General features: G+C 63.5%; 19 protein-coding genes. 6 read left to right on the top strand and 13 right to left on the bottom strand.

The features are described 5' to 3' along the window. Positions 1-216: 216 nt before the first annotated feature. From FNJ47_RS31355 to FNJ47_RS31390, 8 genes are all read right to left on the bottom strand, one after another. Positions 217-1,458 carry an SMP-30/gluconolactonase/LRE family protein gene (locus tag FNJ47_RS31355; protein WP_163159813.1) on the bottom strand — a complete coding sequence of 414 codons (1,242 nt, stop codon included), beginning with the start codon at positions 1,456-1,458 and terminating at the stop codon, positions 217-219. 316 nt (positions 1,459-1,774) lie between these two features. Continuing rightward, the gene (locus FNJ47_RS31360; RefSeq protein ID WP_163159814.1) at positions 1,775-2,398 is read right to left on the bottom strand and encodes a flavin reductase; all 624 of its coding nucleotides are present in this window, start codon (positions 2,396-2,398) and stop codon (positions 1,775-1,777) included. Between the two features lie 162 nt (positions 2,399-2,560). Further along, complete coding sequence (locus tag FNJ47_RS31365; protein ID WP_163159815.1) at positions 2,561-3,169, bottom strand: TetR/AcrR family transcriptional regulator; 609 nt, start codon at positions 3,167-3,169, stop codon at positions 2,561-2,563. Positions 3,170-3,190: 21 nt separating this feature from the next. Further along, positions 3,191-6,328, bottom strand: a complete 3,138-nt coding sequence (locus tag FNJ47_RS31370) for an efflux RND transporter permease subunit (RefSeq protein WP_163159816.1) — start codon at positions 6,326-6,328, stop codon at positions 3,191-3,193. 56 nt (positions 6,329-6,384) lie between these two features. Beyond that, positions 6,385-7,491, bottom strand: coding sequence for an efflux RND transporter periplasmic adaptor subunit (locus tag FNJ47_RS31375; protein ID WP_163159817.1), 1,107 nt, complete (start codon positions 7,489-7,491; stop codon positions 6,385-6,387). 289 nt (positions 7,492-7,780) lie between these two features. Further along, positions 7,781-9,106 carry an MFS transporter gene (locus FNJ47_RS31380; protein WP_163159818.1) on the bottom strand — a complete coding sequence of 442 codons (1,326 nt, stop codon included), beginning with the start codon at positions 9,104-9,106 and terminating at the stop codon, positions 7,781-7,783. 128 nt (positions 9,107-9,234) lie between these two features. Next, on the bottom strand, positions 9,235-10,398 hold the full coding sequence (locus tag FNJ47_RS31385; RefSeq protein ID WP_163159819.1) for a winged helix-turn-helix domain-containing protein: 1,164 nt from the start codon (positions 10,396-10,398) through the stop codon (positions 9,235-9,237). A 68-nt stretch (positions 10,399-10,466) separates the two neighbouring features. Then, positions 10,467-10,745: a hypothetical protein gene (locus FNJ47_RS31390; protein WP_163159820.1), complete on the bottom strand. Its 279-nt coding sequence runs from the start codon at positions 10,743-10,745 to the stop codon at positions 10,467-10,469. Between the two features lie 162 nt (positions 10,746-10,907). Between FNJ47_RS31390 and FNJ47_RS31395 the strand changes: the two genes are divergently transcribed. Then, positions 10,908-11,537: an OmpA family protein gene (locus FNJ47_RS31395; protein ID WP_163159821.1), complete on the top strand. Its 630-nt coding sequence runs from the start codon at positions 10,908-10,910 to the stop codon at positions 11,535-11,537. 61 nt (positions 11,538-11,598) lie between these two features. On the opposite strand, the gene FNJ47_RS31400 is transcribed toward FNJ47_RS31395, so the two are convergent. Further along, a complete protein-coding gene (locus FNJ47_RS31400; protein WP_163159822.1) occupies positions 11,599-12,858 on the bottom strand; it encodes a phospholipid carrier-dependent glycosyltransferase in 1,260 nt (419 codons plus the stop codon). 281 nt (positions 12,859-13,139) lie between these two features. Between FNJ47_RS31400 and FNJ47_RS31405 the strand changes: the two genes are divergently transcribed. Together FNJ47_RS31405 and FNJ47_RS31410 are read left to right on the top strand one after the other, a co-directional pair. Continuing rightward, on the top strand, positions 13,140-13,847 hold the full coding sequence (locus FNJ47_RS31405) for a FecR family protein (protein ID WP_163159823.1): 708 nt from the start codon (positions 13,140-13,142) through the stop codon (positions 13,845-13,847). A 2-nt stretch (positions 13,848-13,849) separates the two neighbouring features. Next, positions 13,850-15,004, top strand: a complete 1,155-nt coding sequence (locus FNJ47_RS31410) for a hypothetical protein (RefSeq protein ID WP_163159824.1) — start codon at positions 13,850-13,852, stop codon at positions 15,002-15,004. Here FNJ47_RS31410 and FNJ47_RS31415 read toward each other — a convergent pair. Then, on the bottom strand, positions 14,994-15,170 hold the full coding sequence (locus tag FNJ47_RS31415; protein ID WP_163159825.1) for a hypothetical protein: 177 nt from the start codon (positions 15,168-15,170) through the stop codon (positions 14,994-14,996). The genes FNJ47_RS31410 and FNJ47_RS31415 overlap by 11 nt on opposite strands. Before the next feature lie 393 nt (positions 15,171-15,563). Then, positions 15,564-15,893 (bottom strand): hypothetical protein, encoded by a 330-nt coding sequence (locus FNJ47_RS31420; protein ID WP_163159826.1) that lies wholly within the window; start codon positions 15,891-15,893, stop codon positions 15,564-15,566. A 198-nt stretch (positions 15,894-16,091) separates the two neighbouring features. On the opposite strand from FNJ47_RS31420, the gene FNJ47_RS31425 reads away from it, so the two are divergent. Continuing rightward, positions 16,092-16,415 (top strand): hypothetical protein, encoded by a 324-nt coding sequence (locus FNJ47_RS31425; RefSeq protein ID WP_163159827.1) that lies wholly within the window; start codon positions 16,092-16,094, stop codon positions 16,413-16,415. Positions 16,416-16,511: 96 nt separating this feature from the next. Here FNJ47_RS31425 and FNJ47_RS31430 read toward each other — a convergent pair whose 3' ends face one another. Then, positions 16,512-18,155, bottom strand: a complete 1,644-nt coding sequence (locus FNJ47_RS31430) for a glycosyltransferase family 39 protein (protein WP_163159829.1) — start codon at positions 18,153-18,155, stop codon at positions 16,512-16,514. Between the two features lie 534 nt (positions 18,156-18,689). On the opposite strand from FNJ47_RS31430, the gene FNJ47_RS31435 reads away from it, so the two are divergent. Both FNJ47_RS31435 and FNJ47_RS31440 read left to right on the top strand, forming a co-directional pair. Further along, complete coding sequence (locus tag FNJ47_RS31435) at positions 18,690-19,361, top strand: response regulator (RefSeq protein WP_163159828.1); 672 nt, start codon at positions 18,690-18,692, stop codon at positions 19,359-19,361. Next, complete coding sequence (locus tag FNJ47_RS31440) at positions 19,361-20,800, top strand: sensor histidine kinase (protein WP_163159830.1); 1,440 nt, start codon at positions 19,361-19,363, stop codon at positions 20,798-20,800. Before FNJ47_RS31435 ends, FNJ47_RS31440 begins: the two co-directional genes overlap by 1 nt. A gap of 71 nt (positions 20,801-20,871) precedes the next feature. On the opposite strand, the gene FNJ47_RS51640 is transcribed toward FNJ47_RS31440, so the two are convergent. Then, the coding region (locus FNJ47_RS51640) for a VOC family protein (protein ID WP_488226101.1) at positions 20,872-21,205 on the bottom strand (334 nt) is incomplete at its 5' end.

The following is a 21,205-nucleotide window of genomic DNA, read 5'->3' on the forward strand; positions in this document are numbered from 1 at the left end:
GCGACAGTAAGGTAGCGGGGGATGGCGCCGGGCCGTCCGGTCCGCGCGAGGCTGGCCAGTGGCCGGCGGCGGCGAAAGTTCGCCTCTCCCTTGGGAGAGGTCGGCGCGCAGCGCCGGGTGAGGGGTTGCGGTCTCTCGTTGGAGCAGCTCCCCCTCCCCCGATTTGCTTCGCAAATCGACCTCTCCCCGCTGGGGAGAGGTGAAGTGAAATCGAGATCAGGCCGGCCCGGCTCCCTGGGTCGCGGTATAGACTGCGTAGAGCGACTGGCTCGCGGCCATGAACAGGCGGTTGCGCTTGGGGCCACCGAAGGTGATGTTGCCGCAAACCTCGGGCAGCCGGATGCGACCGAGCAGCTTGCCTTCCGGCGACCACACCGTGACGCCGTTGTAGCCGACCGCGCGGCCGGCATTGCTCGAGCACCAGACATTGCCGTTGACGTCGCAGCGGATGCCGTCCGGCCCGCACTTCACGCCGTCGATCGTGAAATCGCTGAACCGCTTGCCGTTAACAGGCTTGTTGTCGGCACCGACATCGAACACGAAGACGTCGCCCTTGCCGCCCGGGCCGCTATCGCCCGGCCCCTTGCCGGTCGAGACCACGTAGAGCTTCTTGTAATCAGGCGAGAAGCAGATGCCGTTCGGATCCGGCACCTGGTCCTCGCTGACCACGAGATCGACGCGGCCGGAGGGATCGATGCGATAGCAATTGGTCGGCAGCTCGCGCTTGGCCGCCACGAAGCCCGCCGGCTGGCCGATCCGTGGATTGAGCTTGCCGGCGGAATTGCCGGGGCCGCCGGCCGCGTCAGGCTCGCCCTCATAGAGCTGGCCGCCATAGGGCGGATCGGTGAACCAGTAGCTGCCGTCGGGATGCGCGACGATATCGTTCGGCGAGTTCAGCCGCTTGCCTTGATAGGAATCCGCCAGCACGGTCGCAGTGCCGTCATTCTCGTAGCGCGTCACGCGGCGGGTGAGATGCTCGCAGGAAAGCTGCCGGCCCTGGAAGTCGAACGAATTGCCGTTCGAATAGTTCGACGGCATCCGGAACACGCTGACATGGCCGTCATCCTCGGACCAGCGCATCTGCCGGTTGTTCGGGATATCGCTCCACAGCAGATAGCGGCCCTGCGAGCTCCAGGCCGGGCCTTCCGCCCAAAGCAGCCCGGTATGGAGGCGCTTGATCGAGGTGTTGGGCTGGGCCGGGTCGTTGAAGGACGGATCGACCGCGATGATGTCGGGGTCCCAGAAATAGGTGGTCGGCGCCCCGCGCGGGCTGAAGTCGCGCGGCGGGCTGGTGATGGTTGTCGGTGGCCCGACCGGCGCCGGCGCATTCTGGGCCAGCGCACTGCCGATGCCCGTCACGGCGGCAGCGGAAACCGCGAGCCCCTGGACAAGCGTTCGTCGGGAAACGTTCGGGTCGCGCCGCGGTTCTTTTTGATCGCTCCGCTCGTGGCGTGTCATCGCATCCTCCCACTACTGTTGGCCGGCCGTTGATCCGGCCTGGCTCATGGAAGGTTAGACTGCTCGCGCCGAGGTTGCGAGTGACGGTTTTTCATCGCAGTGCGCGGAAATTTCACATTGTTGTGGTGTGGGATCGTCACTGCGGAGCGACGTTCCTCACCTCGCCCCGCCTGCGGGGAGAGGTCGAAATTCAAGCACAGCTTGAATTTCGGGTGAGGGGGTACAGGTCTCACGACGATCACAGCTCACGGAGACAGCCGCTCACCCCTGCCCTCTCCCCGTATAGAACGGGGAGAGGGAGAAGACACAGCGACACTCAATCCGGCCGGATCATCTCGAACATGTTTTCCGGCTTGATCTCGAAATAGTCGCCACGGCGGCCGGCGCGGACGATCGGGTGTGCAAGACCGGTCTGATAGACGCCGTCCTTGATGAAGGCCTTGTCGATGTGCACGGCGACGACCTCGCCGAGGGTCAGCCAGGCCTCGGCCTTCTTGCCGTCGGCCCCCTGGAGCTGGACGATCTGGCTCACCTTGCATTCGAACGACACCGGGCTTTCGGCGACGCGCGGCACGTTGACGAGCTTGCCGGCGACCGGCGTCAGCCCGGCGATCCTGAACTCGTCGACGTCGCGGGCGACATGCGCCGCGGTTGCGTTCATGTTCTTGGCCAGATCCATCGTCGTCAGATTCCAGACGAACTCGCCGGTGTCCTGGATGTTGGCGACGCTGTCCTTCCAGTTGGTGGAGGAGAAGCCGATGATCGGCGGCACGTAGCAGAAGGCGTTGAAGAAGCTGTAGGGTGCGAGGTTGACGTTGCCGCCCTTGTCACGCGAGGAGATCCAGCCGATCGGCCGCGGCGCCACGATGGCATTGAACGGATCGTGCTTCAGGCCGTGGCCGTTCTTCGGCTCGTAGAAGTGCAGGTCTTTTGCGGTCACGGGCGCCCCTTCTCACGGTAGCCCGGATGAAGCGCAGCGTAATCCGGGACTCGTCTCACAAGCGGATGCATACCCGGATTGCGCTGCGCTTCATCCGGGCTACGATGTCGCTTCGCTTGCAATGCGGAAAGAGTCAACTGACGAAAACGTCAGTGCTGGCGCTCAATGGGCGCGGGCGCGCGGCGACAGGCCGGCGATGACGAAATCGATCATCTGGTCGATGGTCGGGCCCGGCTTGGTGGCGCATTGGGCGATCATCTGCGGATGGAAGAACCGCATCATCGCCGTGCAGGCGCAAAGTGCGGCGACCTCCAGGTCCTCGACCTCGAATTCGCCCAAGGCCACGCCCTGCGCGATCACCTCGCCAATGATGTTGCCGATCAGCTCCATATGGGCGACGCAGACTTCCCAGTCCTCCTGCATCGCGATCTCGACCATCTCGTGCAGCTTGGAATCGCCGACATAGCGCTCGGTGTTCATGCGATTGATGGTGGTCATCATCTGGCGCAAGCGCGTCGCAGCCGGCCCTTCCGACCGCGCGATGCGCTGCGCCTCGATCTCGACCTCGCCCATCAGGCCGCGCGCCACGCCTTCGTGGATCGACTTCTTCGAATCGAAGAAGCGGTACACGTTGGCGGGGCTCATCCGCAGCTCTTTGGCGATGTCGGCGACCGTGGTCTTCTGATAGCCGATCTGCCGGAACAAGCGCTCCGCCACCACGAGAATCCGCTCGCGGGTGTCGGTTTCGCTATGTTCCGTGATCAGTGTCATGTTGGCCTGCTCAATGTTCAATTATTCAGCGGCTTCAGCAAGCGGAAATGCGCGTTGCGCATCGCCGGCATGCTGCGGCGCAGTATTGATTTGCTCGGGGCCGCTCTCCTCGAGGGTCTTGCGGAACCAGAGGGCGTAAAGGCCCGGCAGATACAGCAAGGTCAGGAAAGTCGCAACAAACAAACCGCCCATGATGGTGATCGCCATCGGGCCCCAGAACGCCGAGCGCGACAGCGGGATCATGGCGAGGATCGCGGCGAGCGCGGTCAGCACCACCGGACGGGCGCGCCGGACGGTGGCCTCGACGATCGCCTCGCGCCGGGTCAGCCCGGACGCCACGTCGCTCTCGATCTGATCGACCAGGATCACGGTGTTGCGCATGATCATGCCGGCGAGCGCGATCAGCCCGAGCAGCGCCACGAAGCCGAACGGCTGGTTGGCGACGTTGAGCCCCAGCGAGGCACCGACGATGCCGAGCGGCGCGGTCAGGAACACCAGCGTCAGGCGCGAGAAGCTCTGCAGCTGGATCATCAGCAGCGTCAGCATCACCATCACCATCACGGGGAAGAGGATGAAGATCGACGCATTACCCTTGGCGGATTCCTCGAACGCCCCGCCCGGCTCGATCCGGTAGGCCGGCTCGAGATGGGCCTGGATATCCCTGAGCTTCGGCGCGATCTGGTTGGTGACGTCGGGCGCCTGCACGCCGTCGACCACGTCGGAGCGCACGGTGATCGCCATGTCGCGGTTGCGCCGCCAAAGGATCGGCTCCTCATGCGCATATTCGATCTTGGCAATCTGCTGCAGCGGCACGGCGACGCCGTTACGCGTGGTGATGGTGAGATCGCCGACGCGGCCGAGATCGAGCCGCTCGGATGGCACCGCCCGGGCGACCACGCCGACCTTCTCGATACCGTCGCGGATCGTGGTGACCGGCGCGCCCGAGATCAGCATCGCCAGCGCCTGCGAGACGTCCTGCGGGGTCAGGCCGAGCGCGCGCGCCCGATCCTGATCGACGGCGAGCTTCAGATAGGGCGACTGCTCGTTCCAGTCGAGCTGGACGTCCTTGACGTTCTTGTTCTGGCGCATGACGTCGCGGACCTGGTAGGCGATGTCGCGCACCTTGTTGGCATCCGGCCCGATCACGCGGAACTGGACCGGGAAGCCGACCGGCGGACCGAAATTGAAGCGGTCGACCCGGACCCGCGCCTCGTTCAGCGCGCCGTCGGCGGCGGCCTGCTCGATCTTGGCCTTGACGCGCTCGCGCGCCTCGACGTTCTTGGCGAGGATCACGATCTCGGCGAACGCCTCGTTGGGCAGTTGCGGGTTGAGGCCGAGCCAGAAGCGCGGCGAGCCCTGACCGACGTAAGCCGTGTAGGTCTGGATGTCCTGGTCATCCTTCAGCAGCCCTTCGGCCTTCTTCACCGTCTTCTCGGTGACGTTGAACGCCGTGCCCTCGGGCAGGCGGAGCTGCAGGAACAGCTCGGGCCGCTCCGACAGCGGGAAGAACTGCTGCTGGACGTGGCCGAAGCCTATGATCGCGGCGACGAAGACGCCGACGGTCGCCACCACCACCTTGATGCGGTGATCGACGCACCACTGCACGACGCTGCGCAGGCCGCGATACATCCGCGTCTCGTAGATCGCGTGCGGATCGTGGTTCTGGTGCACCTTGATGTTGGGCAGCAGCTTGACGCCGATATAGGGCGTGAAGATCACCGCGACGAACCATGAGGCGACCAGCGCGATCGCCACGATCCAGAAGATGCCGCCGGCATATTCGCCGACCGCCGAATTGGCAAAGCCGATGGGGAGGAAGCCAGCGGCTGTGACCAGCGTCCCCGTGAGCATCGGAAACGCAGTAGATTCCCAGGCAAAGGACGCCGCCTTCATGCGGTCCCAGCCCTGTTCCATTTTCACCACCATCATCTCGACCGCGATGATGGCGTCGTCGACCAGAAGGCCGAGCGCGATGATTAGCGCGCCGAGCGTGATGCGGTGCAGGTCGAGCGACATTGCGTTCATCACGATGAAGACGATGCCGAGCACCAGCGGCACCGACAGCGCGACCACGATGCCGGTGCGCCAGCCGAGTGCGACAAAGGAGACGAACAGCACGATCGCGAGCGCCTCGACGAAGGAGTGCACGAACTCGCCGACGGCGTGCTCGACCACCTTGGGCTGGTCGGCGATCTGCTGGACGTCGATGCCCTGCGGCACCGCCTTCAGGAACTCGGCGGTGGCCTGCTGGACCTGCTTGCCGAGTTCGAGGATGTTGGCGCCCTTGGCGGTGACGACGCCGATGCCGAGCGCGGGCTTGCCTTCCTGGCGCACCTTGAAGGTCGGCGGATCGACATAGCCGTGGCTGACGGTTGCGATATCGCCGAGCCGGAACACGCGGCCGTTGCTCTCGACCGGCGTCTCGGAAACCGCCTTGACGCCGTCAAGCGCGCCGGTGACGCGCAGCGGCACGCGCTGCGAGGAGGTCTCGACGGTGCCGGCCGGCGTGACGTTGTTCTGCTTGGCGAGCGAATCGAACAGCGCCTGCGGCGTGATGCCGAGCGTCGCCAGCTTGGCATGCGAGAACTCGACGAAGATGCGCTCGTCCTGAGTGCCGTACAGATCGATCTTGGTAACACCAGGCACCTTCAGCAGGCGCTGGCGAAAACCTTCCGCGACCTTCTTGAGCTGCGCGTAATTGGCGCCGTCGCCGGTCATCATGTAGAGGATCGAATCGACGTCGGAGAATTCGTCGTTGACCACGGGACCGAGGATGCCGGAGGGCAGCTCGCCCTGCACGTCGACCAGCTTCTTGCGCAGCAGATAGAAGAGATAGGGCACGTCCTTCGGCGAAGTCGAATCCTTGAAGGAGACCTGCATGGCCGTGAAGCCCGGTTTGGAATAGGTCTGCACCTTGTCGAAGAACGGCAGCTCCTGCAGCCGCTTCTCGATCGGATCGGCGACCTGCATCTGCATTTCCTGCGAGGTCGCGCCCGGCCACATCACCGAGACGTTCACCACCTTGACGGTGAAGAACGGATCCTCTGCGCGACCGAGCTTCTCATAGGAGAAGAAGCCGGCGACGCCGAGGATGATCATCAGGAACAGCACCAGCGTCGGATGGCTGACCGCCCAGGCCGAAAGGTTGAAGCGCTTCATCGAACTCTCCAAGTTCTAGACCAGGTCCCAGAACCGTTTCTGCTGTATTGCGAGGATCAGAACGACAGCGACGACACGACCCGTACCTTCTGGCTCGGATCGAGTTTCTGCACACCGAGGGCGACCACCTTGGCGCCATCGTCGACACCGCCGGAGATCACGACGTTGTTGCTCTCATAGGCCTTCACCTTGACCGGCTTCAGCGCGATGTCGCCCTTGTCGTCGACGATGTAGAGCGAGGGATCGCCGCCCTGGCTGTACAGCGCCGACAGCGGCAGCTTTGCCACCCGCTCGCTCGCCTTGTCGGCCAAGGTCAGCGTCGCGGTCATGCCGAGCGAGACCGCCTCGTCGGCGTCCGGCAGCGAGAATTTTGCGAGATAGGTGCGGGTGGCGGGATCGGCCTGCGGCGCGACCTCGCGCAGCCTGGCGGCGTAGGACTTCTTGGCATCCGACCACAGCGTCACCGTGGCAACGCCCGACCTGGCACGAGCGAGAAGCGTCTCGGGGATCGCGACGACGGCTTCCTTCTCACCAAGTCGGGCGACACGGATCGAGGCCTGGCCCGCGGCAACCACCTGGCCGGGCTCGATCATGGTCGCTGTGACGACACCTCGGGTGTCGGCCACCAGCGTTGCGTAAGAGAGGGAGTTCTTGGTCAGTTCGACCGAGCGCTCGGCGCGGTTCAACCGCGCGCGGGCCTCGTCGCCGGCAGCCTTGGCGGAATCGAGCGCCGCATCGGTGGTCCAGCCCTTGACCTTCAGATCCTTGGCGCGCTGCTCGGCAGCCGCGGCCTGCGCCAGCACGCCGGTGGCGGCGCGGAACTCGGCCTCCGCCTGCTCGGCCTGGAGCTTCAGGTCGACCTCGTCGAGGGTGGCCAAGGGCTGGTCGACGTCGACTGTCTGTCCGACTTCGACCAGCCGCTTGGCCACCTTGCCGGCAACCCGAAAGCCCATATCGGCTTCGATACGGGGCTTGATGGTGCCGACAAAGCTGCGCTCAGGGGTTTCGGCTTCGTAATGGACGGTCGCCACCAGCACGGGGCGTCCGGGATCGGCGGTTTCGGCCGCCTTTTCGTTGCACCCGGTCAGCGCGAACACCGCGAAAGCCAGCGCGGCTCCCGTCAAGAGCCTGTAATAGCTCGAGAAAATGGAACGGCCGAACATCTGAAATCTCCATCGGGCTGACGACTGATGAAGACTATCGATTTATCACTGATGAATGTCAATATTCGTCAGCAGTAACCAATTCGTGAGGACGGGCGGCATTCGGCCGGGAGACTGGCGAGTGGAAAGCAGTGCGTAGCAGGATGAAGGCAACAGGTCGCGGGAATGCGCGCCCGATGACTGGCTTCGCGCAATCCGAGACTGTGCATGGGGTTGTTTTCGATTTTTTTGTCTAGTGCGTAGCCCGTAGCCCCGATGGGGCGAAGCGACGCAGCTGTCACGACGCGAGCTACTTCGCCCCCACGAACTCGGTCTTGGTCTCGTGGCTGCCGAGGAACACCAGGAGCCCGCCGATCAGCGGCAGCAATGACAGCACCAATAGGCCGGTCGAGGTGCTGCCGGTCGCCTCCTTGACCCAGCCGATCAGATAGGGTCCGCCGAAGCCTGCGAGGTTGCCGATCGAGTTGATCAACGCGATCGCGCCGGCGGCGGCAGTGCCGGACAGCCAGGCGGTCGGCAGCGTCCAGAACACCGCGAAGGTGCAGAAGATACCGATTGCGGCGACCGTCAGCACGACCATCGTCATGATCGGATCGGTGATGTAGCTGGAGACGGCGAGCGCCAGCGCCGTCAGCAGCAGCGGCGCGCCGACATGAAACACCCGCTCGCGCGCGGCGTCCGAGCGGCGTGCCCACAGGATCATCGCGACGGTGCCGAACGCATAGGGGATCGCGGTGACGAAGCCGGTCTGCGCGTTGGTCAGGCCGAACGCCTTGACGATCTGCGGCAGCCAGAACTGCATGCCGTAGAGCGCGGCCACGAAGCCGAAATAGATCGCGCTGAGCGCCAGCACCTTCGGCGAGGACAGGGCCTCGAACAGCGTGAAGTGCTTCGCCGCCTGCTTGGCCGCGACTTCAGCGTCGAGCTTCGCCTTCAGCCACGCCTTCTGCTCGGTCGAGAGCCAGTCGGCCCGCTCCGGCCGGTCGGTGAGATAGAACCAGGTGACGATGCCGAGCAGCACCGAGGGCACGCCCTCGATGATGAACAGCCACTGCCAGCCCTTCAGGCCCATGACACCGTCGAGCCCGAGCAGAAGCCCGGAGATCGGCGCGCCGATCGCGGTCGAGACCGGGACGGCGATCGCGAAGGCGGCAAGGAAGCGTGCGCGATATTCGGCCGGATACCAGTAGGTGAGATAGAGAATGATGCCGGGGAAGAAACCGGCCTCGGCGACGCCGAGGAAGAAGCGCAGCGCGTAGAAGCTGTGCTCGTCATAGACCGCTGCCATCAAGGCCGAGAGAATGCCCCAGCTCACCATGATGCGGGCGATCCATTTGCTGGCGCCGAACTTCTCGAGCGCCAGATTGCTCGGCACCTCGAAGATGAAATAGCCGATGAAGAAGATGCCGGCGCCGAACGAGAACACAAGCGGCGAGAACTTCAGCTCCGCGTTCATGGTGAGCGCGGCGAAGCTGAGATTGACGCGGTCGAGATAGGAGAAGAAGTAGGCCAGGATCAGGAACGGGATCAGCCGCCAGGAGATCGCGCGGATCGTGGACGTCTCGACCTCGCTGCGGGCGCCGCCATCAGGCGCAAGGGTTGCGGTCCGGCTCATCTGTTTCCCCCAAAGCTATTGCTTGCCCTGAGGATTATTGGCTGGCCCGGCATTGGGCAATGGCAAAAACTCGTAGCGCACAACGCAATCGGGAACCGCTCCGCGAGCAGCCCGCCCAACGCCGGGGGCTATTCAGCGAGCTGGAATCGCTCGAAGCGGTCGAGCTCCTCCTCGATGCGGCGCTTCAGCTCCTTGCGCGAGGCCGGCTTCTTGCCGTTGCCGACCCAGCTCCATTTCTGCATCAGGAGCTTCTTGTTCTGCCGGTCGGTCTTCAGGTCGAGGGCCGCGACGATGTCGTCGCCGACCAGCACCGGCAGCGCGAAATAGCCGAACAGGCGCTTCTCCTTCGGCACATAGGCCTCGAAGCGGTGGCCATAGCGGAAGAACAGCTCGGTGCGCTTGCGCTGGATGATCAGGGGATCGAACGGCGAGAGGATGTGGACCAAAGAGGGATCCCCCTCGCCGGTCGCTTCCAGCACCTCGGGGCGCGCCCAATGCTCCTGCTTGCCGGCGCCATCGAGCGCGATCCGGACCAGCTCTTTGCGGCGCACCCTCGCCTCGATCAGGCTGCGCACCGCCTTCTTGCTCGGCGCATCGAGATGGCAGATCGAATCCAGGCTGACGATGCCCTGCGAGCGCAGCGCGCGGTCGATCAGATAGGTTGTCCGGGCCGAGGCCGGTGCGGGCTTCGGCGGCTTGTCCCAGCCGAAATGCCTGCTCATCAGCTCGTAGGTCTTCAGCATGCCGGCGCGCTCGCTGATCGTGACCACGCCGCCATAGAAGGCGAGCTGCAACGCGCGCTTGGAGGGTTTCCGGCTCTGCCAGAGATGCTCCTTCTCGGTCAGCACGTCGTCTTCGATGTCGCGGATGGTCAGTGGTCCCTCGCGCAGCAGCCGCATGATCTTGCGGGTATCCGCGGGGGTCACCGACGAGAACCATTTGTGGCCGTCGCGCTTGTGCGCCTTCATCGCCGGCAGGAAGATGCCGATGTCCTTGGACGGCACGTAGGACAGCGCGTGCGTCCAGTATTCGAACACGCTCTTGTCCTGGCTCTGCGCCTGCTTGAGGTCGGCGCGGCGATAGTCCGGAATCCGAGTGAACAGGATGTGGTGATGGCAGCGCTCGATCACGTTGATGGTGTCGATCTGCACATAGCCGAGATGGTCGACAGCGGCCGCTACGGCTGACGCTCCTTCCCCGAACGGCGCCTGTGTATCGAGCCGCTGCGCGCGCAGCCAGATGTGGCGGGCGGCGGCATTGTTGAGGGATAAGGGTTCGGCGGCGCGGGGCATTGCCCGGGCAATGTAGTGAGATTCGCGCAGGTGTGGAGAGCCGCGCGGTGGAAATCAGCCCCGCATCATCATGCCTGCTCTGGCGTACGAGCTATTCCGGCCTGCCAGGCCGATCCGGCAATCCGCCGCAACCAGGGAACGTCCCGCATCGCCGCCGCAAGCGCGGCGCTTTCCTCATGGAAGACCCGGGACGAGTGGCCGCCAATTGGAAACCAGCCGCGGCCATCTTCCACGTCCCGCCGATATTCCTCGAAGCCGATGCTGCCTTCCGGGCGCAGGAAGATATCGACGCAGCGCGTGGCGTCCTCGTCATTGATCGAGCGAAGGACGCGATTGACGTGGGCCATGCTGCCCTCCCTCTCCGCAGTCTACCCCCGGTTGGCACAAGGGGGGCGCGGCACACCAAACCGTGACCTAGATCACATTCCGGGCTTTGAACCGGTCCTAGGTTCCCAGCATCAAAATGACAGCAAGCCGGATCGGCTGGCCCAGATTTAAGGACGAAAACCATGCCCCGCTCTCTTTCCATGTCTTTTTTGACAATCGGCGCCGCGCTGTCGATGACGGCGGGCGTCGCACTGGCCGGCAGCGACATCATTCCGGCCGCCCAGATCCTCAATGCGTTGAAACCGAAGTCCGCCACCCGCAGCCTGTCCGGCACGCAGGTCGACCCGACCGCAACGGCCAGGGAGACGAGCTTCCTCAACACCGTTCGCAACCGGCAGACCCGTTCGCTTTCGCTCGGCGAACGCCAGGAGATCGCCGATATCGCCGCCAACAAGCCGAAGATCGATCTGGAGATTCACTTCGACTACAACTCGGCCGATATCAGCAAGGGCTCGACCCAGGCGGTGCAGGAGCTCGGCAAGGCGCTGTCGGACGCCAGCATGAAGGGCTCCACCTTCGTCCTCGCCGGCCATACCGACGCCATCGGTGGCGAAGCTTATAACCAGGACCTCTCGGAGCGCCGCGCCGACACCATCAAGACCTATCTGGTCGAGCATTACGGCCTGAACGGCTCCGATCTCGTGACCGTCGGCTACGGCAAGACCCGGCCGAAGGACCCGAACGCGCCGATGGACCCGACCAATCGCCGCGTGCAGGTCGTCAACATGGATACCAAGACGGCGCAGCAATAATCTCCCGCACTCCCGATCCGGCTGCCATGCCCGGCAGGCGGATCGCCTGTTTCAGAGAGATTCAAATCCAGCTCTGGAACAGCATCAGCCGATTGAAAGTCGCCATCGACGTTCCGACGAATGCGGCCGTGACCGGCAGCATCGCGATGAATCCCGCGCATCCCACTGCCACGAAAGCCCATAGCAGCCAGCGCGGTGCGCCCTTGCGCGTCAAGGCGTAGACCAGCACGAAGCTCGCAGTCGTCGCGGCCGGAAGATAGTAATAGCTGAAGCCGAGCGTGCGCGGCAGCAGCGCCCAGGCGAGATACGGGCCGAGGTAGAACGCAAGCACGAGAAACGCATCGCGGTTGCGCCCGACGATCCAGCCTTGCAGCGCGACGATCAGCGCGATCAACGCCGGCCACAGCACCAGCGGATTGCCGAGGAACACGATCGCGGCGAACCGGTCATCGCCGACCTTCTCGAACAGGTACCAGACCGGGCGCACCAGGAACGGCCAGGACGGCCACGAGCTCATATAGGTGTGGCCCGCGATCGCGGTCGTGGTGTTGTCGGCAAAGATGCGGCGCTGCGCCTCAATGATGTCGCTGAACGAGAGGCCGTAGAGCGGCACGAAGGTCGCGAGATAGGCGGCAGCCGGAATCAGCACCAAACAGACAATGACGTGCGAAAGGCGGAAATCCGGCCAGAGGTCCGGCCGGTACCAATCCTCCGCATTGGCGTCGGCAAAGCGCGTGCGCCAGCCCTGCATCAGACGGATCACGACCACGATCGCGACACAGGTCGCGAGCACGAACAGCCCGCTCCATTTGCACGCACACGCAAGCCCCGCGGCCAATCCCGCCAGCGCGAATGCGGCGTGCGGCCGCGCTTGCCGGAAGCCGTGGATGAACGCTGCAATCGCGAACAGGCAGAAGGCGAGCGCGAAAATATCCAGCATCGCAATCCGCGACTGCACGAACAGCATCTGGTTGAAGAAGGCGAGCAGGATGGCCGCGACGGCGCGCTCCTGCGATGCGAACAGCGCCAGCGCGCCGAGATAGACGGCGACCAGCGCGAGCGCACCGAACAGCGCCGCGGGATAACGCCAACCCAACGGCCCGTCGCCAAACGCCTTGATCGAGAGCGCGATGATCTGCTTGGCGAGCGGCGGATGCATCGGGTTGAGGATCGGGCCATCGAGCACCGGCAGGAGCATCTGCCGCGCCGCCGGCACATAATGCACCTCATCGAAATAGAGCTTGTCCGGCGTGGTGATCCCGAGCAGCAGCACGACATGGGCGATGACGAAGATGATCGCCGCGACAACCGCCGCGCGCATGGCGGGACGCCGCAGACCTGAGGGAGATTTGGATGCAATGATCAAAGGGCGAGCACGCTGCGAAGAGAACGAGTGTGAGCGAAGTGTGAGCTATCGCGCCGTTGCACGCGACGAGTGTGACCTGTGTGATCGGAACTCACTTTCACATCTGCAGCGTTGAACGTAATCGAATCGACCGACACTAACCATCCAGTCACCTCGCGGGAGTTTGTGACATATATACAATATCAGATGCATGGCCGATCCGGTACGATGACAATGTTCAGTCGATCGGTATTGCAATGAATTCGCCTCGCAGCCTTTTCTCCCTGCTTACACTCGGTCTTGCCGTCGCACTGACGGCGCATCCCGCTCAGGCGCAGACACGCGTCGGCGAAGCGGCGATGGTGAAGAACGAGGTGGTCCGCGTTGCAGCCGCCACCACGCCGATCAATGTCGGCGACGCGCTGCTGCGCGATGAGACGGTGCGCACCGGTCTCGAAAGCGCCGCGCGGCTGGTGATGGCCGACAGCACCAACCTCTCGCTCGGGCCGAATGCCTCACTCAAGCTCGATCGCACCGTGTTCGACGACGAGCATCATTATCGCGATGTCGCGATCCGCCTGACGTCGGGCGCGTTCCGCTTCGTCACCGGCCACTCTGACAAGGCCGCCTACAAGATCGTCACGCCGCTCGCGACCATCGGCGTTCGCGGCACGATCCTCGATATTCTGTCCCAGCGCGGCAAGACCACCGTGGTGTTGCAGGAAGGCGCATCGGCGGTGTGTACGTCGAACCGGCAGTGCATCGATCTGACCCAACCCGGCGACACCGCGATCATCACCTCGAGCGGCGGCCGCACCACGATCCAGAAGACCAACAACCCGCCCTGGACCTTTGCCGCGACCTGTACTCAGGCCGCAGGGCTCTGCACCGTCACCCAGTTCGCCGATGCGACACCGGTGACGCCGCCGGTCGACGACCCGACCGGCATGCTGTGCGGACGGTGACGATGGCGCGGGGCTTCCATCACCTGATCCTGCCGGCGGCCGTGACGTTGGCGCTGTCGCTCGCGATGCTGCAGGCGCTGGCTGCGCCGGCGCAGGCTCAATCTCCAACGCCGAACTGCAACTCGGATACCAACCTGTCGTCGAACTGTGGAGCGACCCCCACACCGACGCCGACACCTACGGCCACACCATCGCCTACGCCGACACCTACACCCACTCCCACGCCGACCCCAACGCCCAGCCCGTCGCCGACACCGATCACAGGCGCGCCGTCGAGTGGCAGTTCGGTCAACGGTGTCGCCGATCAGCGCTTCAACCAGATGATCACCAACCGCGTGCTCGGCTCGGTGCTGCTCGGCGTCAACGAGCAGGTCAATTGCGACGACTGCATCAGCGCGTTCGGCTCGGCCGGGTCGTTCTCGGCCGGCATCCATGGCCGCAAGACCATCACGCCGAATCTGTCGCTGCTCGCCGGCATCGCCTACACGCAGTATGGCGAGGGCGGCTACAACGTCACCAGCGCGCCGATCGGCGCCTTTGCGCTGCGCTACGACTTCGTCGACTGGGGCTCGTCGCGCCCGTTCTTCGACATCGGCACCATCCTCTCGCCCTCCGAAAAGGTGCGCTACACGCGCAACTATGCGACAAGCCTCGGCCCGGTGTCGGTCACCAGCCAGACCTCGAGCGAGAATTACGGCGTCTACGGCCGCGCGGGCTGGATCAACCGGCTGTCGGCGCGTGACGAGGTCGCAGCGTCCGTCGAGGTCTGGCAACTTTGGCAGCGGGTCAAGGGCTACAGCGATCCCGCCATGGCTTTCAATCCGTTCGACGCCACCATCGCCGACGGCACCGATCGCACCAGCCTGGTCAAGATCGGCGGCCAGTGGACGCATCTGTTCGGATCGAACATCGAGACCAATATCAATGGCGGCTGGGTGCAATCCTTCGCCACCCATTCCGGCATCGTCGCCACCGTCACCGGCGACGGGACCATCGTGCCGACGATCGGCAACCAGGGCTGGTTCGAATATGGCGGCCGCGTCGGCTTCCGCATCACCAAGGGCTGGATCGCCGACATCTTCCTGAACGGCACCGCCGGGCCTCAGCCGGTCGGCAACACGCTTCACGGCGGCGTCGGGCTCCGGATCAGTTATTAGGACGGGGCTTCCGGTCCGGACGTGCATCGTCCAACAGCCGGATCAGCGCCAGCAGCGACGTGAAGAACATGGTGAACACCATGATCACGACGATCGCCGCACGGATATCCTGCAAACGCCACGACTGGCCCGCAGCGTCGACGACCTCACCGGACCGACCCAGCATCCGGGGCACACATGCGTGATGCCGCCGGAGACGCCCGCCGCAAGGATGACCGCGATGGCCGGCCAGATCACCGCGTCCAGCTTCGATCCAAAGACGTAACCGTCAACCCGGTCGCGCATCACCCTGCCCCACACAATCGCCACGCATACCCACCGATCGACGGTAGTCAATCGGTTCGGCGGCGACAGGGCGGCCCGGCAATCGATCCGCGGCTGCGGGGCCGGCGCTGAATTGCAGGTCGGCTCTCACATATTCAAGACACGTGGACGCAAGGTCTGGATGACTTCTCACAGCGTTGCGGAGACAGCGGAGGTCCTTCTCGCCCGTCAGCGGCGGTGATGTGCGGCCAGTTGGGCGCCGTCGCCGACCTGCAGCGACGACGCCCAACCGCGTTCAATCGTTATCCCAGTAGCCATCCGAGTATCCCTCCCGATACCCGGATGTATAACCGTGATCATATCCGCCCGGATATTCGTCGCCGTAGTCGTACACGTGACGATGGTAGTGGACGACAGGGGCAGGCGAATAATAGCCCCTCTCGTAGACATAGGCCGGAGCTGCCCGCGCAGTCATGGTAGAGACCAGCAGGGCGCCGACGGCGAGGCCGCCAACAATGCCGACAGCCACGGCATCTCCGCGCCGGCCATCCGCCGCAGCTTCCGTCGACGCGAGACTCCGCATGACGATCACGGCGACGGCCGAGGCAACAGCTACTCGTTTCATTCAAGCATATCCCTATTTGAGTTCAGGTGCCGCGCCGGCCGATGGCAGCGATCGACTATCGGGCTTACCGCAGGATGACATCGCGGCGGGACCAGCGTTCTCCGATGTGCCCCCGCGCCATTCGGATTGTTTGTCGAATCCTCCGCGCCGAACGACCGGTATGCGGCGAACAAGGCTCCCTAGAACGTCACGAGGTCCTTGATCTCGATCCTGACAAATCGCGGCACAACCCGTCTCGCCACGAAATCGTTCCAATCCTTGAATTTCGACTTTGCCCTCGCCTCCGTGATTGCGGTAACGCCGCGGACGCTGAGGTGCGGAATCTTCACCAGCTCGCTGACAGGAGCGGTGTTGAGGTTGACCCTTTCAACTCGACTGGCCGCCTCTCGCGTCGCGGGCGCCTGGTGGCTCAAACCGGTCTTTGATGAAGATGTCTGTGCGAATGCAGTAGCACCGACTAAACCGCAAACGCCCAGGCTGATGCAAACCGACCTGATAAGCATGGACCGCTATCCTTCGTGATATGACGCCCTTGACCCCGGCTGCCGATAAAGCGGCCATCGATTACCGCAAGATTACCGTCGCGATCGTCGTTGCGACATTCCGGCGATGAGTCTGTCAGCGCATCAAGACGAACAGGTTTTGCGACTCCATGATTCTGTCTGCGGATATCTTGCCCGCACCAACATCATTGGCGAGGCTTGAGGACGGCGCCACCAGGAATGCGACGAGCTTTCGCTTGACGCCCGGAATTCCGAACAAGCTCGATTGAACGAAAAATTCGCGCCTGAGATAGCTTCCGGCCTGGGCTGCCATTCGCTCAGTCCATTCAATGCAATCGTACTGATCATCGAAGCACAGCGCTGCCCAGCCACGCTCCGGTGTCACCTCGTGAGGCAATGCCAATGAATATTGGTACGCGAAAGGGTCCCCATAGTGCGGGTGATCGGAGCTGTAGAAGGCCACCGCAAGTCCAAGGCTGTCGTTGCCTCCGACGATTGAAAGCGGGGTACCCATCTGCTCGTGCCACAGGCGGGTGAGCTCGTCGGCCGCGTGGTGGTAAAAGCTTCGTCCTTCCTCATAGCCGTGGCTGTTGCGGTAGAGGGCATGGATTGGGGCCGCGATCAGGGCAGCAACGATCGCTATTCCGGCAACGAGGAGCGCGGCATTGACCGTGTAGAAGCGCTCGATCCGGTAGCTTGTGCTGCAAACGACAGGCACGGCAAGCAGAAATAATCCCTGAAGCGCCCACAGCGACGGAAGGTCGGTGCAAAGGAATACGGATATGACGACAGGAAGAACGATCGTGCCGATCGCGACGTGGCAGATCAGCTTCAGATTCGGATCCGACGCCGCGATGTCCCGAGAAAGGCGCTTTATGCGATATCCGGCGATCAGCACCCACGTCACGGCAGACACACTCACTGCCGCAGCAAGGCCCAACAGGAAATTGGCGGCGTCCTGCAACGACGTCAGGAAATCGGCCCGTACATGCGTCGCCGCATAGTAGACCGGCTCCGCGCCTGTCTCGGCCAACCACTGAAGATGCGGACATAGCGCAAGCAACCCGGCCGCGGTGGAGATCCAGGGCGAACTGGACGTGAGATAAGCACGCCGCGCGGGGTGAATGATGGCCGACAACACGAAGCTCGCCACCAGAAAGATGGAATAGTATTTGCCGAGCATTGCGAGGGACGCCGCGACCCCGGCAGCAATCGCCCAGAGCGGCGCCCTTGTTTCAAAGGCGCGGAGGAAGCAGTAGGTGGCAAGCGGCCAGACAGCGAGCAACACGGCATTGGCGTTGAAGCGCTGCGCATGAAACTGGTATGCCGGAGTCAGCATCAGCAGGAGCAGCACGATCAGGCGCTTGTGTCCGGTCACAAACCTTCTTGCAATGAAGTCCACGAACCACAATGCCAGCGCCGCATTTGTCATCGCCATCAGCTGCAGCGACCAGTCGGTGAGCGGAAAGACCGAGGTCCACGCGCCGGCAATCCACCCCATCAGCGGCGGGTGCTTGGGATACCCCCACACGAAATGCCGTCCATACGTCCAGGTCTCCAGCACGTCGGGATGCAGGCCGGCACCGTGATAGGCCACTGACAGATACAGCGTCCAGACGCTGACGAAGCAGGCGAGGAGCAGTGGCACCGACCACCCCGCCTCTACTCCCTCCAGCCATCGATTGAACGGACGGCGCCAAGACGCCGGGCTGCGATCTGACCGCTTGGCCATCGCTGAGAACGCAAAATCGACCGGCATATCGTTCGGAAGCCTGGGACGGAGATCGGAAAGCGCGATGCGAGCCGCGTTGTCCGACATGCTTTTCACAGCGACCATTACGACAGCCTGACGTGCCCCCGCTCACGCCTCTGTCGACGTATTGTTGCGCGCGCCGACGCGCCGTCATTCGTCGGTCATGTTGATCGACCTCTCCGGCGGGGACGTCGCCGAGAGGAGATGCGCATGCGACAGCTCGCGATCATGACGGAGATTGGCTTTGGAGCGCTGAGGTGTCCCGCGCCGGTTGCGGGGCGGCCGTAGTCGCAGGGGCCATTGGCGGCTTGGCGATCGGCGCGTTGGCCGGTGCCGCGCCCTCGATGAGTCTTTCGGGCTGACGCGCATCGGGAGCCGATCCGATCACCACCGCCATTCCCGAAAGCCGATCGAGCCCCTGAGGAAAAGGTCAATTATATCAATGCACCCGAGTGGACACCGCAGTTTTCTTGCCGGCCGTAATCTTATTGTAATCCATCCGTAATGGTAGAAACATTGGTTTACACTTGGGGGAATGTGGTGCGAGTTCTGGTCGTGGAGGATGACCCTCAGCTTGGGCCCTGGCTGCGGGACACTCTGGGAACGGCCTTCGGTTCATCTGACATGGTCACAACGCTCGAGGAGGGACGAGCCGCGGTCGCGGTGCGAAACTTCGAACTCGTCGTGATCGACCGCGGACTGCCGGATGGCGACGGTTTGGCGCTGCTGCGCGACCTGAAGCAACAGAAGCCCAGCCCTGCGACCATTGTGCTGACGGCGCTCGATGATCCGATCGATATTGCGCGCGCCCTGGACGAAGGCGCGGACGACTATGTGGCCAAGCCGTTTGAACCGATCGAGCTGGTTGCACGAGCAAAGGCCGTGCTTCGACGTCTCTTTCTGGATCGAGGGGCGATCGTTCGCATCGGCAATTTGAGCTACGACGTCCTCAATCGCGAAGTCTGCATCGATCATACGCCTATCGTCGTCCCGCGGCGTGAACTGGCGATCCTGGAAGCGATGGTCCGGCGCATAGGCCGCGTTGTCCTGCGCGAGACGCTTGAAGTTGCCGCTTACAGTTTTGACGATGAAATTCAATCCAACGCGATCGAGGCACACGTGTCGCGGCTGCGCCGGCGCCTCCGCGCGGCCAACTGCAAGATCGTCATCAAACCGGTTCGCGGCCTCGGATATCTCTTGAGTGGTGAATGATGATGTTGAAGTGGCAAACGCTCAGGCGCAGCCATCGCTCGATTGCGGTGCTGTCCGCGACGCTGATCGGCGCGGTGACGACCATCATGCTGCTCTGCGCAGCCGCCCTGCTCATCCGATTTGGCGGTGACGATGATGGCACCTGGGCGGCCGCAGACGTCGCCGACGCATTGAAGGAGGCCGTCACACGCAACGAAGCCGGGCAACTCGCGCTCAAGCCGACGTCGCGGCTGGACGAGATCACCCGCAATTTCCCGACATTCTGGTATGTCGTGTCCGACAAGAATGGAGAGGTCAGCTACGGCCCGATACCAAAGTGGCGTCCACCGAAGACTCAGACGTCCCGTGACGGGACGAGTTTCCTCGCCTACGCGTTCGACGGCGAATCTACGAAGCTGAAGAAGATGGCCGCGGTCAGAAACACGCCCGTGGGTGAGGTGTGGATTGAAACCGGTGGGGTGGTCTATACGGCAAGCCAACTGACGACCGGAATGCTCACCGATGCGACCATCGTTGCGCTCCCGATCATTCTTGTCCTGGCAGCGACGGCGATTACCGCAATGGTTTTCGTGCCGACGCTGATTGCGCGACCTGTCCGAGCCGTCGCGGCGGCCGCAGAGATGATCGATGGGGTTTCGGATGGCCGACGACTGCCGGAAGAAGATGCGCCGGCCGAACTCTTGCCGCTCGTGGTGGCGTTCAATCGCGCGTTATCGCGAATAGACGTCGCTTCGAGGGCGCAACGAAATTTCCTGTCGAATGCGGCACACGAACTTCGTACGCCGTTGACCAATGCGCGCACCATCCTTGAGCTGGTCCAGGACCCTGCGTTGCGTACCAAGCTGATAGCCGAGAACCAAAAGCTGTCATCGATCGTCACCATGCTGCTCCAGTTGGCGCGTATCTCGGCCGAACCTGCCGAACTGGTCGAAATGGATCTTGCGGCACTTGCGCGCAGGGTTGCGGCCGAACACGTGCCGATGGCGTTGAAGAACGGAAGTGATGTCGAATTCGCCGAGCCTCCACACCCGGTCTGGGTGCGTGGCTCGGAAGCCGCGATCGCGGTCGCGCTCTCGAATCTGATCCGAAACGCCGTGACCCACGGAGAAGCGGGTGGCTCCGTCCTCATCAAGGTCGGAGCACCCGCGCGGTTGAGCGTGATCGACTTCGGATCCGGTCTCCAACTTGGTGAGCCCGAACTTCTGCTCGAGCCCTTCAAGCGCGGAAGCACGCGCACGGATGGGACAGGGCTAGGGCTTTCGATCGTCTCCCAGGTGATGACCACCCACAACGGCAGCGTTTCTCTCTCCGAGACGCCCGGAGGCGGCGCCACGGTCGACCTGAACTTTCCGCCCTGCCGGCCATCCGACCCGCCTCTGGGGAGAAAAGCCGCCCACACCATGGCCGACGCACGGCAGGACGGCATCCCCGCTGCTTGAACTCCTGTCGCAATCCGCCGCGCGGATTGCGACCTGTCACTTATTTTAAAATGGCCGCATTGCGCGGCGGCTCAGGCGGTGGCCGCAGCGGTCTGCGCCTTCGTTGCGGCCTCGACGTCCATCCACATCACTTCCCAGATGTGACCGTCGGGATCCTCGAAGCTGCGGCCATACATGAAGCCATAATCCTGCTTCGGAGACGGATCGGCGCTGCCGCCCGCGCCCGTTGCCTTGGTCACATAGCCGTCGACGGCCTCGCGGCTCTCGGCGGAAAGGCAGACCAGGAATCCGCAGTTCTCCGACGATACCGCCTCCTGCATGGTGATTTCCGAGACCATTTTCGTCATGCTGCTGACCCACGACAAATTCCGGCAGTTCACGCCGAAAAAGATCGCCGATGCGAAG

The sequence above is a fragment of the Bradyrhizobium uaiense genome, assembly GCF_010811875.1.
Lineage (GTDB): Bacteria > Pseudomonadota > Alphaproteobacteria > Rhizobiales > Xanthobacteraceae > Bradyrhizobium > Bradyrhizobium uaiense.